18 protein-coding genes are annotated in these 14,547 nt (G+C 67.6%); 6 read left to right on the top strand and 12 right to left on the bottom strand.

All coding sequences use genetic code 11. From position 1 onward, the window contains the following. Positions 1-9: 9 nt before the first annotated feature. The 3 genes from G432_RS18530 to G432_RS18520 form a co-directional block, all read right to left on the bottom strand. Positions 10-1,044 carry an NADPH:quinone oxidoreductase family protein gene (locus G432_RS18530; protein WP_015460355.1) on the bottom strand — a complete coding sequence of 345 codons (1,035 nt, stop codon included), beginning with the start codon at positions 1,042-1,044 and terminating at the stop codon, positions 10-12. 28 nt (positions 1,045-1,072) lie between these two features. Further along, positions 1,073-3,583 carry a TonB-dependent receptor gene (locus tag G432_RS23815; RefSeq protein WP_051128759.1) on the bottom strand — a complete coding sequence of 837 codons (2,511 nt, stop codon included), beginning with the start codon at positions 3,581-3,583 and terminating at the stop codon, positions 1,073-1,075. A gap of 77 nt (positions 3,584-3,660) precedes the next feature. Continuing rightward, on the bottom strand, positions 3,661-4,854 hold the full coding sequence (locus G432_RS18520; protein ID WP_443024294.1) for a cytochrome P450: 1,194 nt from the start codon (positions 4,852-4,854) through the stop codon (positions 3,661-3,663). 68 nt (positions 4,855-4,922) lie between these two features. On the opposite strand from G432_RS18520, the gene G432_RS18515 reads away from it, so the two are divergent. The 3 genes from G432_RS18515 to G432_RS18505 all read left to right on the top strand — a co-directional run bounded on the left by G432_RS18515 (position 4,923) and on the right by G432_RS18505 (position 6,356). Further along, positions 4,923-5,462: a helix-turn-helix domain-containing protein gene (locus G432_RS18515; protein ID WP_041864998.1), complete on the top strand. Its 540-nt coding sequence runs from the start codon at positions 4,923-4,925 to the stop codon at positions 5,460-5,462. Positions 5,463-5,590: 128 nt separating this feature from the next. Continuing rightward, complete coding sequence (locus tag G432_RS18510) at positions 5,591-5,893, top strand: DUF1330 domain-containing protein (RefSeq protein ID WP_015460351.1); 303 nt, start codon at positions 5,591-5,593, stop codon at positions 5,891-5,893. Between the two features lie 22 nt (positions 5,894-5,915). Continuing rightward, positions 5,916-6,356, top strand: a complete 441-nt coding sequence (locus G432_RS18505; RefSeq protein ID WP_041865566.1) for a MaoC family dehydratase — start codon at positions 5,916-5,918, stop codon at positions 6,354-6,356. Positions 6,357-6,375: 19 nt separating this feature from the next. Here G432_RS18505 and G432_RS24175 read toward each other — a convergent pair whose 3' ends face one another. After that, complete coding sequence (locus G432_RS24175; protein WP_015460349.1) at positions 6,376-6,555, bottom strand: hypothetical protein; 180 nt, start codon at positions 6,553-6,555, stop codon at positions 6,376-6,378. 32 nt (positions 6,556-6,587) lie between these two features. Between G432_RS24175 and G432_RS24170 the strand changes: the two genes are divergently transcribed. After that, positions 6,588-6,725: a hypothetical protein gene (locus tag G432_RS24170; protein ID WP_236626820.1), complete on the top strand. Its 138-nt coding sequence runs from the start codon at positions 6,588-6,590 to the stop codon at positions 6,723-6,725. 28 nt (positions 6,726-6,753) lie between these two features. Here the strand turns inward: G432_RS24170 and G432_RS18495 are convergent, their stop codons facing one another. Genes G432_RS18495 through G432_RS18465 form a run of 7 tightly spaced genes read right to left on the bottom strand, consistent with a single transcriptional unit; the run spans position 6,754 to position 11,619 of the window. Further along, positions 6,754-7,209, bottom strand: coding sequence for a DUF1178 family protein (locus tag G432_RS18495; RefSeq protein ID WP_041865565.1), 456 nt, complete (start codon positions 7,207-7,209; stop codon positions 6,754-6,756). A gap of 43 nt (positions 7,210-7,252) precedes the next feature. Next, positions 7,253-8,215 (bottom strand): 2-phospho-L-lactate transferase, encoded by a 963-nt coding sequence (gene cofD, locus G432_RS18490; protein WP_015460347.1) that lies wholly within the window; start codon positions 8,213-8,215, stop codon positions 7,253-7,255. After that, entirely contained in the window at positions 8,212-8,988 is a 777-nt protein-coding gene (gene cofE, locus G432_RS18485; RefSeq protein WP_015460346.1) for a coenzyme F420-0:L-glutamate ligase, read from the bottom strand. The genes cofD and cofE overlap by 4 nt, the downstream gene beginning before the upstream one ends. After that, positions 8,988-9,656 (bottom strand): NADPH-dependent F420 reductase, encoded by a 669-nt coding sequence (gene npdG, locus G432_RS18480; protein ID WP_015460345.1) that lies wholly within the window; start codon positions 9,654-9,656, stop codon positions 8,988-8,990. The genes cofE and npdG overlap by 1 nt, the downstream gene beginning before the upstream one ends. A gap of 42 nt (positions 9,657-9,698) precedes the next feature. Beyond that, on the bottom strand, positions 9,699-10,526 hold the full coding sequence (locus tag G432_RS18475) for a carbon-nitrogen hydrolase family protein (protein ID WP_015460344.1): 828 nt from the start codon (positions 10,524-10,526) through the stop codon (positions 9,699-9,701). Continuing rightward, on the bottom strand, positions 10,526-10,783 hold the full coding sequence (gene grxC, locus G432_RS18470) for a glutaredoxin 3 (protein WP_015460343.1): 258 nt from the start codon (positions 10,781-10,783) through the stop codon (positions 10,526-10,528). Before grxC ends, G432_RS18475 begins: the two co-directional genes overlap by 1 nt. Positions 10,784-10,839: 56 nt before the next feature. Beyond that, positions 10,840-11,619 (bottom strand): ComF family protein, encoded by a 780-nt coding sequence (locus tag G432_RS18465; RefSeq protein ID WP_015460342.1) that lies wholly within the window; start codon positions 11,617-11,619, stop codon positions 10,840-10,842. Between the two features lie 56 nt (positions 11,620-11,675). Here G432_RS18465 and G432_RS18460 point away from each other — a divergent pair, with 56 nt between their 5' ends. Beyond that, complete coding sequence (locus G432_RS18460) at positions 11,676-12,563, top strand: class I SAM-dependent methyltransferase (protein ID WP_015460341.1); 888 nt, start codon at positions 11,676-11,678, stop codon at positions 12,561-12,563. A gap of 74 nt (positions 12,564-12,637) precedes the next feature. On the opposite strand, the gene G432_RS18455 is transcribed toward G432_RS18460, so the two are convergent. Next, positions 12,638-13,093, bottom strand: coding sequence for a PEP-CTERM domain protein (locus tag G432_RS18455; RefSeq protein WP_015460340.1), 456 nt, complete (start codon positions 13,091-13,093; stop codon positions 12,638-12,640). A 403-nt stretch (positions 13,094-13,496) separates the two neighbouring features. Here G432_RS18455 and G432_RS18450 point away from each other — a divergent pair, with 403 nt between their 5' ends. After that, positions 13,497-14,483 carry a bile acid:sodium symporter family protein gene (locus tag G432_RS18450; RefSeq protein WP_015460339.1) on the top strand — a complete coding sequence of 329 codons (987 nt, stop codon included), beginning with the start codon at positions 13,497-13,499 and terminating at the stop codon, positions 14,481-14,483. The last annotated feature ends 64 nt before the right edge of the window (positions 14,484-14,547 follow it).

The raw sequence follows: 14,547 nt of genomic DNA, 5'->3' as shown, positions 1-14,547 counted from the left end.
GAGGCTCCCTCACGATCCCGCGACATCGACGACGGTTCGGCCGGATGTCCTGCGCCCTTCATGGTCCGCGAGCGCCGCACCCACCTGATCCATGCGGATACGGCGCCCGATGGCGGGCCTGATCCTGCCGCCCGCGACAAGATCGCGCAGCGCGGCATGAACCTGCTGCCCGATCTCCGGCGGATTCGGGTTCATGCCCATGCGGCGCATCGGGCCGATCGGCGTGCCATAAGCCAGCATCACGCCCAGCACCGAGAAATTGCCCATCGCGATCTTGCGCAGCGGCCTGCCGCCCAGGCCGCCCTGCGTATCGCCATTGAAGCCGATGGGCAGGTAGCGCCCCTCGCGCGCCATGCAGGCCCAGATCTGCTCGGTAAGGTCGCCGCCGACAAGGTCGAATGCAACCTCCGCGCCGCGCCCGCCGGTCAGGTCCATCACCTGATCGAAGACGTCATCCTGCCGGTAATCGATCGTCGCCGCGGCACCGAGGCTTTCGCAAAAGCGCCCCTTCTCGGCGCCACCCGCAAGCGCGATGACCTTTGCGCCGGCCGCGGCGCCAAGCCGCACGGCCGCCGTGCCGACGCCGCTGGCCGCACCGGTCACGAGAAGGGCTTCGCCGGGCTGCAGCTTCGCGCGCAGGTGCAGCGCCAGATAGCCGGTGTGGAACGGGAGCAGGAATGCAGCGGCCTCGGCATCGTCCAGCTCGGGCGGCGCATCGAACAGGCTCGTCACCGGGACGATCGCCTGTTCGGCGATGCCGCCGAACGCCATCTTCGTCATCCCAACGACGCGGCGGCCCAGCCAGGCCTCGCCCCCCGCCCCCGCCGACTCGACGATACCGCACACGTCCATGCCGAGCGTGAACGGGGGTTGCGCCATTACCGTCGCCACGCCGCCCCGTGCTCGCGCGATATCACCGAAGTTGAGCGACGCCGCAGATACCGAAACACGAACCTCGCCCGGCCCGACATCCGGCGCGGCGATATCGGCGACGGCAACGACATCGGCCGGATCGCCGTGCCGAAGCACCTGAACTGCCTTCATTTTCCATCCCCATCCTGAGAGTGCTGTTTCAAAGCTCGAAGCGATACTTCGCCGACACTCCATACATCCGCGGCTCGCCGGCCAGGATCGCGTCCGTGCCCAGATCGGTCGCGACCGAATAGCCGCCGACAAGATAGTCCTTATTGGTCAGGTTGGTGCCGAACAGGGCCAGGTCTATGCCTCTCGCGATCGCATCGTGCCATTCGATCCGCGCATCGAACGTGCCGTAACCTGGGAAGCTATCCTTCAGGCCGACCGCGCTCGCGTTGGAGTCTGAGGTATTGACCTTGCCGGTGAAGGAATAGCTCGCGAACAGGGTGACGTCGGTCTCGCCCGGCAATGGCAGCCGATATTGGCCGTTGATCGAATATTTCCAGTGCGGCTGATAGGCGATCTGCCGGCCCAGGCGGCATGCCGCGCCCGCATTGACCTGGCATTTGGCATCGAGATACGAAACGAAGCCCGACAAGGAGAAGCCCTGGAACGGGACGATCGTGCCTTCGAACTCGAAGCCCTTGTTGATCGCGCGTCCAGCGTTCTGCACGGCCGAAACGAACGTGCCGCCGCTGATAACGCCCTGCGCAATCTGGATATCCTTATATTTATCCCGGAATAGCGAGATATTGGTGCGCAGCGGGACGCCGATATCCCAGTCGGCCTTCAACCCCAGTTCGATATCGTCGACCGTTTCCGGCGCGAAGGTCCGCGTGTCCGCCGTCGGAGCCGGCAGATTGAAGCCGCCGCTCTTATAGCCGTGGCGATAGGCGGCATAAGCGAGGATCCGCTGCGTGATATTATACTGGATGGTCGCATCGCCCGTGGCCGCGCTGAAATGCGCCCTTGCCGATTGGGGGCAGACATTCGGCGCCATGCCGGTGGCGGGATCGAACTGGCTCGGATCGGGCTGATTGCACGTCCCGTCATCCAGAAGCTTCGAAGAGGAGGCAAAGCGGCTATCCCACGTATAGCGCACGCCGCCGCTGAACTGCAGGCCCTCGGCGATATCGAACTCGATATGGCCGAACACCGCATCGCTCTTGTCGTCATAGTCCTGGATCGTGCTGACGACCGAGCCGAAGCTGTAGGACCGATATGCCTGCCGGATGCCGGGCTTGGCCTGCTCATGATAATAACCCAGGATATAGCTGAGCCCGATGTCGGGCGCCTTGCCCTGGATCTGGAATTCCTCGGTATATTGCTCGAATCCGCGGACATAGGGTTTCGTCCCGGCCGGATAGAAGCTGTAAAGATAAGATAGCGGCCCCGACAGCTCCAGCGTTTCCGCCGTCTTCTCCTTACGGAAGGAGAAGATGTTCTTCAGCGTGATGTCGTCGGAGAGTTGCCAGGTCGTCTTGTTGGTGACGCCGAGATCGCGCGTGCGCCGATATTGATAACGCGGGTTGGCGATGCGGCGGATGCCCAGCGCCTCCTGTTGCGCCTGTGCGGCCGCGAACTGCTCCGGCGTCAGCCCGGACAGGCCCAGGCCGCCATTCACCACCGCGGCCTGAAGCGCGGCGACGGCATTGCCGAACGGCCCCGTCGCGCAACCGGGCAAGGCGACCTGAAGGCAGGCGATATAGCTGGAGGAAGGGCTGCCGGCCGTCAGGTTGAAACTTGGCGGAAGCCCAAGAAACTCGCTGAGGCCGATCGTTTCCGGCGTGGCCGTCGGGCCGAAGAGCAGCGGGTTCGGCAATATGCCCAGGTTCGCGGCCGGATAGACCTGACGCAGAAGCTGTCCCGAGCCGCTATTGTCGCGATAATTGCTGTCGACGATCGTAACATTCTCAATGTCCGGCGTCGGGGTCAGCAGGACGGAGATGCGGTAGGAATCGTTGTTGCGGCTGTCGAGGCGCTGGCCGGTCAGCACGTTCCGGGTGAAGCCGTGGCGGCGCCCGTAATCGCCCGCCAGCCGTATCGCGAGCAGATCCTCCACGATCGGCAGGTTCAGCACGCCCTCCAGCTCGTGATAATCATAATTGCCGTAGCTGCCTTTCACATAGCCGCCCAGATCGAAGGTCGGCTTGGTCGGCTCGAACAGCACCGCCCCGCCCGTCGTGTTGCGGCCGAACAGCGTCCCCTGCGGCCCTTTCAGGACCTGGACGTTGGCAAGGTCATAGAACATGCCCGATCCGGCGATCGGTGTCGGCACCTCGGCGAAATAGGTGGCGACGCTGGTGAAATTGCGCTGGCCGCCACCGAGGACGCCCGGCCCCTGGCCGCGGATGTAGAATGTCGCGTCGCCGCGATCCTGGCCGGAGACGTTCAGCGCCGGGGCGAAGTTGCGCAACTGATCGACCGATACGACGCTCCGCTCCGCCAGCGCATCGCCTGACAGCGCGGTGATCGCGACCGGGACCTCCTGAAGCACTTCCTCATGGCGGCGCGCGGTGACGACGATATCGCCTATCTCGGCCTCGCCGACGCCGCGCCGTGTGTCGGCCGTATCGGCCGGGCCTGTCTGCGCCATCACCGGAATGGCCGCGCCCATGAACGAGATCACGCTTGCCGAAAGGCAAAGCCCGGAAGCCAATTTCCCCATACTTTCCTCCCCGGAATATTATTTTGTTTTGGATTGTTGTATTTTATACTTACGCAACTATCGGGAATGCGACGGATTCAACTGCAGATGATAACCGCATTGCGTAATTCGTAACTTGTCACCAACCGGTTCCAGGCGAGGTCCGGCGCGCGCTCCAGCTTCAGCCCCGGCACCCGCAGCAGCCGGTCCAGGAACAGGCAGCTTTCGTGCAGCGCGACCTGCGCTCCGGGGCAGCGATGCTCGCCATCCCCGAACGACATGCCGGCATTGCCATATTTGGCGCTGACCTCGCGGCCGGCCATGATCTCGCGCGGACAGGTTCCGAAGGCGGTCTCGTCGGTATTGGCGGCACGCACGTCGACGGCCACCGCGTTGCCGGCACGCACGTCCGCCGCCGGCAGATCGGTTCGCATCCGGCGGAAAATATAGCCCACGACCGGCTCAAGGCGCAGTATCTCCTCGAGAATGGCGATCTTGCCGGCTTCATCCGCCTGCTGGAATGCCGCCCGAAGCTCGTCCCGCTCCAGCATGTGCCAGGCCGCCATCACGATGAACTCGCGCGTCGTCGCCATGCCGGCGGCACCGTAGAGGAGGCATTCGGTCAGAATCTCCCGGTCGGTATATTCCTCGTCGATCAGATGGGAGATGACGTCGTCCTGCCGCTTCTTCTTTCGCGCCCTGATCGCCGGCACCACGTCGCGATAATGAAAGGACAGCACCCGATATTGGGACCGCAGGAACTTCACCAACGCCCGGAACCGGCCGCGGGGCGGATCGAAATTGCCGGTGAAGAAGATGTCGAGCCGCCTTGCCAGCCCGTTGGGATCGCTTGCCGTGAGGCCGACGATATCGCCCGCCACGGCAACCGCGAGTTCCAGGCTGAGATCGTCGAGCCTGGCCCGCTTCTGCTGCCGGAAACGCTCCACCAGCTCGTCGCTCAGGCGGATCATCAGTTCCCGGTAGCGGGTGGCAACGATCCTGGGCGTGAAGAAGCGCGCGGTCGCGCCGCGCCGCACGCGATGCGCCTCGCCTTCCAGGAACAGGATCGGCTGCCGCGTGGCCCTGCCGATCTTGCCGACCTGCTCCGCCAGGAAACCGGCCTGCTTCGCGCCGTCGCTGCGCAGGATCGCGCGCGCGCGATCGAACGTGTCCGTCCATATATCCGCGTCGATGATGCCGCCGCCTGCCGATGCACGTGCGGACTTGCGGTGATCGTCCCCGCTGTGGAATGGGCAGTCCGCCTCAGAATGGGCTTGAGCGTTCACGAGCATCATCCCACATATGATATATGATGGATCATAAGTTATCCTTTACTGAGCAGCCGTCAAGCGCGGTCGACGTGCGCATCCTGAAATCGCGCGCGGCGCTTCGCGATGCGCTGATCGCCCTGGCCGGCGAAAAGCCGTTCGTGGACCTGACGGTCGCGGAGATCGCCCGGCGGGCATCGGTGGGCTACGCCACCTTTTTCCGCCACTTCCCCAGCAAGGAGGCGTTGCTGGCGGATATCGCCGAGGCGTTGATCCGCGATATGCTGGGCCTGATGGGTCCGCTGATGCAGCAGACCGAAACCCGCGCGGCATCGCTGGAACTGGCGCGCTTCGTCGATGCGCGACGGCCGATCTGCCACGCATTGCTGGTCGGCGCGGGCGATACGCTGCGCCGCGAGATCACGGTGCGGGCAATCCAGCTCGCCGCGGAGAATCGCGTCGAGATCGCGGACGGGCTGCCGACCGAATTGCTGAGCGTCCATTCGGTCGGCGCCACGCTCAACATCATCGCCTGGTGGCTGGAGCGCGGCGGGGCAATCGGGCCGGAAGCAATGGCCGCCATCCTCGACTGGCTCGTGTTCAAGCCGCTTTCGGCCCGGCCGGAGCAATAGGCGGCCCACGCTCCGCGATCCCACGCCGGATTTGCGGCCATGATTTTCCCGCTGCCACTGGCGGCGACTGGCGCCGTGCGGCACTTGTCGTTCCCGATTGCTCGATTCCGAAGCCCAAGGGGAATGCGATGACCGCCTATGTCGTGCTGATCAAGGAACAGACCCGGGATGCCGAGGCGCTCGCCGTCTATGCCGGGAAGGCCACGGCGGCGCGGGCCGGGCATGCGCTGACGCCGCTCGCCCTTTATGGCCGATATGAGCAGCTTGAAGGCGAAGCGGCCGAAGGCGCCGTCATCATCTCCTTCCCGACGATGGCCGAGGCGCGCGCCTGGTATGACAGCCCTGCCTATCAGGAGGCGCTGGCCCACCGGCAGGCGGGCGGAGACTATCGGGTGTTCCTCATCGAAGGCGTGGATGCGGCCGCCGCCTGACGCCGAACCGGAGGGACCCGACATGCAGGATTTCCTGGCCGCGATCGAAATCGGCGCGACCGTCGCCTTCTCCAGGACGGTGACGGAGAGCGACATATCCCTGTTCGCGGGGATCAGCGGCGATTTCGCGCGCAACCATATCGACGAAGCCTATATGCGCGGCACGCCGTTCGGCGGGCGCATCGCCCACGGGCTGCTGCTGCTCGGCTATACGTCGCGCGCCTCGACGCTGATGTGCGAGGCGTGCCTGAAGGGATCGGACGCCTTCGTGCCGCTGGCGCTGGGTTTCGACAGGGTGCGCTTCCTCCGGCCCGTGCGGATCGGCGAGACGATCACCATCCGCTACGCGATCGAAGGCGTGGATGTCGCGCGCGGGCGGGTGACGAGCGCGGTGACGATTGAGAATGAGGCGGCCGAGGCCGTGCTCGCGGCGACGCACATCGTGAAGTGGGTGCCGGCATAAGGCCGGAACCGCGCCGGCTTCACCCCCTCTTTCCATCGCCCGATCGGGGCCGTCGGCCGATCTCCAGCTCCGCGATGCGGCCATTGCCGAGGCGGAAATGGAAAGTAAGCGTGATCGGGCTGCCCGCCAACGCGCCGGAGACAACCGCAGTGACATTATGGCCGTCGCCTTCCCATTGCACCGCCTGCGGCGTGGCCACGGCGCATCGCTTATCATGAAGTGCCGCCAAGGGTGGAATATCGGCTTAACGACCGGGGTCAGGCGCTGCGCCCGGCGCTCGATGCGCTGCTGGCCGGGGCCGAGGACGCGCCCATCGAAACGCGGGCGCGGTTGCTGAACGAAGCAAGCCCGCCGTCCGCCGAGGCATGAAGGGCCGACCCGTCAGCCCCGGCTCACTTCAATTGTCCGTGCCCGGCGGACGGACCGGGAATGGCAGCGGGGCCACCGCCACGCCTTCCTCGATCAACGCCTTGGCTTCCTCCACGCTGGCTTGGCCGTGGATCGCGCGGTGATCGGATTCGCCCAGGTGCATGGCGCGGGCCTCGTCGGCAAAGCGTTCGCCGACATAATCGGAACCTTCCAGCGCTTTCGCCTGCGCTTCGGCCAGGGCCTGCATCATCCGCCGCAACGCCTCCGGCGCTTCGTTGGCAACCGGCACCGGCGCCGCCTCGCCCCGCTGGTTGCCCTTGGCGCCCACGCGCGGCGCCATCACCGCCTTGGTCACGTCGGTCGATCCGCACATCGGGCAGGATATCCAGCCCCGTGCGCGCTGCGTCTCATAATCCCCGGTCGAGCCGAACCAGCCTTCGAAGACGTGCGCGCCCTCCGCGCAGGCAAGATCGAAAACGATCATCGCGCCGCCCGTTCCATCGAAAACCAACTCCAGCTTGCCATCGTCACGCCTTCGCAACCGATATGGGGTCGGCCGGGTGGGAATCCCACTGCCGCACCCATGCCAGCACATCGGCGGCCAGCCGCGCGCGATCGCCGGCCGATTTCATGATCGTGCCGGTCAGCAGCGTCCGCACCCCCGCGATCGCCTCCATATCGCCCGCATCCGCCATGTCCAGCACCAGCCCGTCGACGAAGCCGCTATAGTGCGCGGCGATCCCGGCGGAGGAGACGGGGATGCCAAGCTCCGCCATGATCTTCGCCGCCGGCCCCTTCACCGCCTTGCCCCCCACGATCGGCGATATGGCGACGATCGGCACGCCCCGCGCGCGCAGCCGATCGCGCACGCCGAAAAGCGCCAGGATCGGATCGATGCTGAGCCACGGGTTGGACGGGCAGATGATGACCGCCTCGATCGCCGGATCGTCGATCAGCGCGTCGAAGGCGGCGCTCGGCCGCACATTGGGGGCAAGCTCCAGCCGCTCCACCCTGGGCCGGCACTGCCACCGCACGAAATAATCCTGGAAGGCCAGCCGCCCCTCGTCGCTATGGACGATGGTTGGGGCCGGATCGTCCGCCATCGGCACGATGCGGTGGGCGATGCCGTGCGCGCGGGCCAGCGCCTCGGTCACCGCCGTCAGCCTCTCGCCGTCGCGCAGCCGCCGGGTGCGCTCGACATGGGTGGCGAGATCGCGGTCGCCCAGCCGGAACCAGCTTTCCCCGCCCAGCTTCGCCACCTGTTCCATGAAAGCCCAGCTTTCGCCGGCAATGCCCCACCCCAGCTCGGGATTGGCGATGCCCGCCAGCGTGTAGGTGACGGTATCGATGTCGGGGCAGATGTTGAGGCCCAGATGCTCGAAATCGTCGCCGGTGTTGACGACGATGGCCAGTTCCTCGGGCGGCAGGATCGCCGCCAGCCCGGCCGCCAGCTTCGCGCCGCCCACGCCGCCCGCAAGCGCCAGGATCACCGGAAAAGGTCCATATGCCGGGGCCGCACGAGATCGCGCGCCGTGCCCGCCGGCGCTTCTTCCATCGCGATGCCGCGCACCAGCACCACCGGGCATCCCTCGTTCGCCTGCCCCATCAGCAGCGATGCCGCAGACGCCACCTCGTCGGCAAATCCCAGCTCGCTGGTCTGGAGCGCGCGGCCGAACAGGTCGGGCCGGCCGCGCAGGTCGAGCAAGGCGGGCAGGCCATGCACGCCGATCGCCTGGCCGATCGTCCCCATCCGCCAGGCCCGGCCCAGGCTGTCCGCCACGATCACGGCCGGCTGCACGCCCGTCAGCCGCCCCAGCCCTTCCGCCAGCGCCCGCGCGCTCGCATCGGGATCGGCGGGCAGCAGCAGCGCGGCCTCGCCGCCATCATGGGCAACGTTGGACTGGTCGATCCCGGCATTGGCCAGCACCAGCCCGCGCCGGTCCCGCACGATCAGCGCCCCCGGCCGCTTGCGGACCACCTCGTCGGTTTCGGAAAGGATCAGCTCGACGAGGCGGGGGTCCTTCTCCACCTCGGCCGCCAGCGCGACGGCTTCGGGCGAAGGCGCCACATCGGCCAGCGGCACCAGCCGCCCCTCGGCCTTGGAAACGATCTTCTGCGCCACCACCAGCACGTCGCCCGTGGCGATGCGCATCCCGGCGGCGGCTAGCGCCCCGGCGATGATCGCCGCCAGATCGTCGCCCGCCGTCACCATCGGCAGACCGGGAACGGCCCGGATCGATATCTCGCGCGCGGCTTGCGCCATCAGCCGGGAAGGCCGGTGATGCGGATGCCGGCGGACGGCACCTTGTATCGCTGGTTGATGGAAATCAGCACCGACGTCAGCGCCTCGGCCACCACCGAATTGCATAAGGGGCCGGCGTGGAAACCGCGCAGCTTCGCGGCCTCGGCCAGCGCGATCACCGCCTCGCGCGCGGCGATGTCGTCGCCTGCCACCAGCACGTCGCAATCCAGCTCATGACCCAGATCGTGCAGATGGTGGGCGGAGATGTTCTGGAAGGCGGAAACCACGCGCACGCCCTCGCCCAGCGCCGCCTGCAACGCCATCGCCGCCGATCCGCCCTCGGGCAGTTGCACGCGGTTCACCTTGGGCGGCACCAGCGGCACCGTCACGTCCACCAATATCTTGCCGGCTAGCGCGTCCTTCACCGCCAGCGCCGTCGCCTGCTGCGCGGCATAAGGCACGGTCAGCACCACGATCTCGCCGGCCGCCGCCGCCGCCGCATTGTCGGCGCCCCGGACGTTCGCGCCGGGGATCGCCGCCGCCAGCTCGGCCGCCGCCGCCTCGGCCTTCCCCGCATCGCGGCCGCCGATCACCACTTCATAGCCGGCGGCCGCCCAGCGCGCGGCAAGGCCGCTGCCTTCCTTGCCCGTGCCGCCCAGCACCGCGAGCGTCGGTTTCCCGTCAGCCATGATCTCTCCTGTGATTGCCGGCCTGTAACCCGTCCGGCTCTGTCAGGCGAGCGTCGCCGGGGCAATCGGCCGCCGGTGCTGAAGCGCCGGAATGCGCGATCGCACGTCCGCCACGCGCTTCGCGTCCATTTCGGCAAAGCCGATGCCGTTATCGCCCCCCATGTCCAGCAGCACATCCCCCCAGGGATCGATCACCAGCGAATGGCCGTAGGTCGCGCGCCCGTCCTCATGCGCGCCCGCCTGGGCGGCGGCGACCACGAAGGCCCCCGCCTCAATCGCGCGGGCGCGCAGCAGGACGTGCCAGTGCGCGCGGCCCGTGGGCACGGTGAAGGCGGCCGGCACGGAAAGGATGGTCGCGCCGGCATCGCTCAGGCTGCGGAAGAGATCGGGAAAGCGCAGGTCGTAACAGATGGCCAGCCCCATCCGCCCCCACGGCGTATCGACCACCACCGCCTGCGATCCCGGCGCATAAGCGGCCGATTCCCGCCAGCTTTCGCCGGTCGGCAGATCGACGTCGAACAGGTGGATCTTGTCATATCGCGCGCGGATGGCGCCGGCATCGTCGATCAGGAAGCCCCGGTTGACGAGCCGGCCGTCGCGCCGCTCGCCGGCCAGCGCCAGCGAACCGACATGCACCCACAGCCCCGCCTTCGCCGCGGCTTCGCGCACGGCGGCCAGCACCGTGTCATGCGCCTCATCGGCCAGATGATCGGCCGCCCGCGTCCTGTCGCGGTCCAGCAGGCCGCTCATCTCGGGCGTGAAGAGCATGTCGGCCCCGCCCGCCTTGGCCTCCTCGATCGCCGCGACCAGCGCGGCGGCGTTGGCGGCGGGATCGATGCCGGTGCGGCTCTGGAACAGCGCGGCGCGCATCAGGCGGCCAGCAGCGGGTCCAGCTTGCCGGCGCGGTCCAGCGCGGCCAGATCGTCCGATCCGCCGACATGATGGCCGTTGATGAAGATCTGGGGCACCGTCGTGCCGCCATTGGCGCGGCTCAGCATCTCGGCGCGCTTCGGCCCGCCCATGGTGATGTCATATTCCTCGAACGCAACCCCTTTGTCCGCCAGCAATTTCTTCGCTCGGACGCAATAAGGGCAAAGCAGCTTGGTATAGATTTCGACCTTGGGCATCACGGCCCTTTCTTCTCGCATAAGGGAAATTACGTAAAAACCTGTGGTGCGGTGCGTCACTTGTCAACATCGCCGGTGGCATCGCCCAGTGCCAGATCGACACGTGCCAGATCGACACGCGCCCAGCTGATCAACCGCACCTCGGCCGCCCCGGCCCGCTTGAGCGCGCGGGCGCAGGCATTGGCGGTCGCGCCGGTCGTATGGACATCGTCCACCAGCAGCACCCGCCGCCCCTTCAGCTCCGCCACCCGGCGCGGATTGGCGGCGAAGGCGCCCCGCACGGCCCTCGCCCGGGCGTTGCGGCCCAGCCCCCGCAGGATGGGCGTCGCCCGCCTGCGCTCCAACATGTCGACGGCCAGCGTCAGCCCCCGCCGCCGGGCCAGCACGCCCGCGATCAACGCCGACTGGTTGTAGCCCCGCCGCCAGATCCGCCAGCGGTGGAGCGGCACCGGCACCAATATCGCGTCCGCTTCCTTCTCGATCAGCCGTTCCATCAACAGGCCGATCGTCCGGGCATGGCCGGGCCGGCCGCCATGCTTCAGCCGCATCACCACATGGCGGGCGACGGGGCCATAGGATACGGCGGCGCGCACGCCGTCCAGCGCCGGCGGATCGACCATGCAGCCCGCGCATATCGTGCCCGGCGGCGCGAAGGGCAGCGCCACGCCGCACCTGGCGCAGCCGTCGTCGCCCAGGAAATCCAGGCTCTGCCAGCAATCGCGGCAGAAACCATGATCGTCAGGCGTCACCGCGCCGCAGCCGGGGCAGCGCGGCGGCAGCACCAGCGCGATCGCGCCGCCCGCGATTCGCCCCCCGGTCGCGATAAGCTCCCTCATGCGCCCCCCCAATGTTCCCCTTGTTCCAGCGGCGCGGGCGCGGCACAAGCCCGGCGATGATCCAGCCCCCCGCCCCATCCTCGGCGGTGCCCGAGATATTCGATCGCCGCATCCGCCGCATCCGCCGCGATCGGGCGGCGCGCACCTTCGCCGATCACGCCTTCCTGCGGGATCGGATGGTGGAGGATATGCTCGACCGGCTGGATTCGGTGAAACGCAGCTTCACCCGCGCGCTCGATCTCGGCACGGCGGATGGCTCGCTCGCCGCCGCGCTCCGCCAGCGCGGCATCGAGACGATCGCCGCCGATGCCGGCTTCGCCTTCGCGCAGGCAGCGGGCGGCGTGCAGTGCGACGAGGATCGCCTGCCCTTCGCCGCCGGCAGCTTCGATCTGGTAGTTTCGGCCGGCGCGCTCGATTCGGTGAACGACCTGCCGGGCGCGCTCACCCTCATCCGCCGGGCGCTCAGGCCCGACGGTCTGTTCCTTGCCGCCTTCTTCGGGGCGGGATCGCTTCCCCGGCTGCGCGCGGCGCTGATGGCGGCGGACGAGGCCGTCGGCGGCGGCACCGTCGCCCGCATCCACCCGCAGATCGACGTGCGCGCGGCGGGCGACCTCCTTTCGCGCGCCGGCTTCACCCTGCCGGTGGCCGACGTGGATCACGCCCGCATCCGCTATGCCGATCCGCTGCGGCTGATCGGCGATCTCCGGGGCATGGCCGCCACCAACATCCTCCGCGATCGCCGGTACACGGCGCTCACCCGCGCCCATCTGCCGCATCTGTTCGAAGCGTTCGCCGCCCGGGCCGATGACGATGGCCGGGTGACGGAGCTTGTGGAGATCATCCACCTCACCGCCTGGTCCCCCGGCCCCGATCAGCCCAGGCCGGCGCGCCGCGGCAGCGGGCGCGCCTCGCTTGCCGACGCGCTGAAGCCCCGCCCGCAATAGGCGCCCGCAGAAAGCAAAAAGGCCCGGCGGAAACCCACCGGGCCTTTTCTCGGGGCAAGAGGTTCAGGCAGCCGCTAGACGGTCTGCACCCTGCGGCCGCGCCGGGTGCCGCGCTGGCGCAGCACATGGCCTACCGCCATGAAGCCCACCAGCATCATCGCCCACGTCCGGGGTTCGGGCACCGTCGGCGCGCCGACTTCGCCGACATTATAGGCCGGCAGTCCGGTGGCGGCGCCATTGTTGGTTACCGCCCTCGCGCTGTAGCCCGTCAGCTTGACGCCGCCATAGGTGGACAGCGCGCTGAGACCGGCGAACTCGAGGTCGGGAAATGGCCCGCCGGAAGCCTGGAACGGCGGTCCCACCCAGGTGAAGACGAGGTTGAGGATATTGGGGTCATCCGGATATCCCGGCACCGGCAGCACCCCACCGGGATCGGGGAATACGGACGACACAAGCTCCGTCGATGCGATGATGTTGGGCGACGGCGTCATCACCCCACCGGCAAAGCCCGCGAAATCGAAGATGACCAACCTGGACCCTTCAAGGAATCCCTGGTCACCCGACAACGTTCCTTCATAGGAGAAGCGAAATAAGCCCCCCTCTTCCGTAACGCTCGAAAGCACGGGAATAACAGATGCCTGGGCCGTTGACGTTATCCCGGCCAGTACGCAGGCCGCGATCAGAAGCCGTTTTCTCATGCTTCCCTCCACTGTTCGTGGCCCTGTCGCCCGTTACAGCGCCGAGGTGGACAATAGACGGCCTCCCCTCCCGAATCCCCCTCTCATAAGGGGTATCCCTCAAAATGGTCCTGTTCTGGGACAGCTTTATGCGCAACAAGCCCTGCCCTTTGCCGTTCCGCCCGCGCACCGATCGGCGGGTTCAAGGGGCTTCCGCCCTTGGCAGCGTCGAACCCTGCGCCTAAGCGCCAAGGCAATGTTGCGCCGGCTGATTCCCGATCCGTTCATCCTCGCCCTGCTCGCCACGGTCGCCCTCGCAACGATTCTGCCTGCCCACGGCGCCTTCGCCGGGGCCGTGGACGTGGCCGCCACCGCCGCGATCGTGCTGCTCTTCTTCTTCCACGGCGCGAAGCTGCCGCGCGAGGCGATCGTCGAGGCGCTGGGCCACTGGCGGCTGCACCTCACCATCCTCGCCTGCACCTTCGTGATGTTCCCGCTGCTCGTGCTGCTGCTCCAATGGCTGGCGCCCGGCCTGCTGCCGTCGCGGCTGTGGACGGGGATGTTGTTCATGGCGGCCTTGCCGGGCACGGTGCAGTCGGCGGTAGCCTTCACCTCGATCGCGCGGGGCAACGTCGCCGCCGCCATCGCCTCCTCCTCCGCCTCGCAGCTGATCGGCATCTTCCTCACGCCGCCGCTCGTCGGCCTGCTGGCCGATGCGCATGGCGGCACGGTGGATACGGCGGGCGTCGGCAGGATCTTCCTGGTCCTGTTCGCACCCTTCGTGGTCGGCCACCTGCTCCGCCCCTGGATCGGCGCATGGGTGTCCCGCAACCGCAAGCTGATCGCGCTCAGCGATCGCAGCGCCATCCTGCTCGCGGTTTACGGCGCCTTCTCCGCCGCCGTGATCGAAGGGATATGGAGCCGCCTGCCGCTTCCGGTGCTGGGCATGCTGGTCGTCGTCTGCCTCGCCATCCTCGCCTTCGCGCTCGCCTTCACCAGCGGCGTCGCGCGGCTGCTCGGCTTTTCCCGCGCGGATCGCATCGCGATCATGTTCTGCGGCACCAAGAAATCGATCGTGCAGGGCGTGCCGATGGCGCGCGTGCTGTTCGCGCCGGCGGATGTCGGCCTGATCCTGATGCCGATCCTCCTGTTCCACCAGTTCCAGCTGATGGCCTGCGCCTGGATCGCGCGCCGCTACGCCGCCCAGGGGGAATCCGCCCAAACGGACGGGGCGCAAGCCTGACGATTCGGCTTCAACCTCCCCCGATCAGGCCCTAAGGATTGGCCGAGACATATAGGAGGAATGC

The sequence above is a fragment of the Sphingomonas sp. MM-1 genome, assembly GCF_000347675.2.
GTDB lineage: Bacteria > Pseudomonadota > Alphaproteobacteria > Sphingomonadales > Sphingomonadaceae > Sphingomonas_E > Sphingomonas_E fennica.
This window is presented reverse-complemented; position numbering and strand designations above follow the sequence as displayed.

Coding starts and splice junctions, on each gene's coding strand:
- G432_RS18450 (WP_015460339.1), top strand. CDS start 13,497: ATGTTGCGCCGGCTGATTCCCGATCCGTTCATCCTCGCCCTGCTCGCC.
- G432_RS18510 (WP_015460351.1), top strand. CDS start 5,591: ATGACCGCCTATGTCGTGCTGATCAAGGAACAGACCCGGGATGCCGAG.
- grxC (WP_015460343.1), bottom strand. CDS start 10,783: ATGCCCAAGGTCGAAATCTATACCAAGCTGCTTTGCCCTTATTGCGTC.
- G432_RS18475 (WP_015460344.1), bottom strand. CDS start 10,526: ATGCGCGCCGCGCTGTTCCAGAGCCGCACCGGCATCGATCCCGCCGCC.
- G432_RS23815 (WP_051128759.1), bottom strand. CDS start 3,583: ATGGGGAAATTGGCTTCCGGGCTTTGCCTTTCGGCAAGCGTGATCTCG.
- npdG (WP_015460345.1), bottom strand. CDS start 9,656: ATGGCTGACGGGAAACCGACGCTCGCGGTGCTGGGCGGCACGGGCAAG.
- G432_RS18530 (WP_015460355.1), bottom strand. CDS start 1,044: ATGAAGGCAGTTCAGGTGCTTCGGCACGGCGATCCGGCCGATGTCGTT.
- G432_RS18465 (WP_015460342.1), bottom strand. CDS start 11,619: ATGAGGGAGCTTATCGCGACCGGGGGGCGAATCGCGGGCGGCGCGATC.
- G432_RS18520 (WP_443024294.1), bottom strand. CDS start 4,854: ATGCTCGTGAACGCTCAAGCCCATTCTGAGGCGGACTGCCCATTCCAC.
- G432_RS18495 (WP_041865565.1), bottom strand. CDS start 7,209: ATGATCGTTTTCGATCTTGCCTGCGCGGAGGGCGCGCACGTCTTCGAA.
- G432_RS18460 (WP_015460341.1), top strand. CDS start 11,676: ATGATCCAGCCCCCCGCCCCATCCTCGGCGGTGCCCGAGATATTCGAT.
- cofE (WP_015460346.1), bottom strand. CDS start 8,988: ATGGCGCAAGCCGCGCGCGAGATATCGATCCGGGCCGTTCCCGGTCTG.
- G432_RS18505 (WP_041865566.1), top strand. CDS start 5,916: ATGCAGGATTTCCTGGCCGCGATCGAAATCGGCGCGACCGTCGCCTTC.